Source organism: Stenotrophomonas sp. P5_A8 (assembly GCF_056400545.1).
The window spans coordinates 1-1236 of record NZ_JBFULB010000562.1 but is presented as its reverse complement, the minus strand read 5'-3'; the positions used below and the strand labels follow the sequence as shown (position 1 = coordinate 1236).

General features: G+C 62.9%; 1 pseudogene. It reads left to right on the top strand.

Features of this window, described 5'->3' with window-relative positions:
- A pseudogene (locus AC1DQP_RS20665) lies at positions 1-1236 on the top strand (RHS repeat-associated core domain-containing protein); the annotation flags it as partial.

The following is a 1236-nucleotide window of genomic DNA, read 5'->3' as shown; positions in this document are numbered from 1 at the left end:
TGCGCCTCCAATGGCACCTGCGCTTACCGCAAGGGCGATCTGCACAGCGTTACCAATGCGCTGGGGCAGACGGTAGAAACCCTGGCCTACGATGCATTTGGTCGTCCGCTTTCGGCAAAGGACGTCAATGGAGTGGTCACGGACTACGCCTATCATGCTCGCGGCTGGCCGACCTCGGTAAACGTACGTGGCGCCTCTACCGCAGCAGACCGGGTGACCCAGCTGAGCTACTGGCCGACCGGGCTTGTGCAGCAGGTTACCGAGCCCGATGGGAGCAGCGTGTCTTATGTCTACGACGCTGCTCAGCGGCTGACCGACATCGAAGACAGCGCGGGTAACACCATCCACTACACGCTGGATAACGCCGGCAACCGCGTCAAGGAAGACACGCTGGACTCCGGCGGCACGTTGCGGCGCACCCTTGCCCGCGTCTACAACACGCTGGGACAGCTCACCACGCTGAAGGACGCGGGCAATCACGCCACCGCCTTCACCTACGATGCGGATGGCAACCCGCAAACGGCCACAGATGCATTAAGCCGGGTGAGCAGCCAGCAGTACGATTCGCTGAACCGCCTTGCGCGCACATTGCAGGACGTCGGCGGTGTAGCTGCGGAGATCCGCTCGCAGTACWACGCGCTGGATCAAATCACCCAGGTCACGGACCCCAAGGGCCTGCATACCACCTACGCCTATAACGGCTTTGGTGACCTCACCGGCCAAGTCAGCCCGGATAGTGGTGCGAGCAGCTTCACCTCGGACTCGGCCGGCAATCGCAAGACCGCCACCGACGCGCGGGGAGTGACCACGACCTATCACTACGACCTGCTCAACCGTCTGACCGGTGTCGCCTACCCAGACCCGAGCCTTGATGTGGGCTACAGCTACGACGTCGCGCCAGCGGTTTGCGCGGCTGATGAGCAGTTCGCCAAGAGTCGATTGGGGCAGGTGCTTCACGCCAATGGCAGCACCCTCTACTGTCATGACCGCTTCGGCCAGATCACCCGGAAGGTGCAGACGCTCAATGGTGTGGCGATCACGCTGCGCTATGCCTACAGCAAGTCGGGTCGGTTGACTGCATTGACCTATCCCGATGGCAGCATGGCTGACTACGTGCGCGACGCACAGGGTCGTATCAGCCAAATCGGTCTGACCCGCCCCGGGCAGAGCCGGCAGATCGTCATCAGCCAGGTCAGCCACGCCGCCTTCGGTCCGGCCACTGGCTGGGCCTATGGC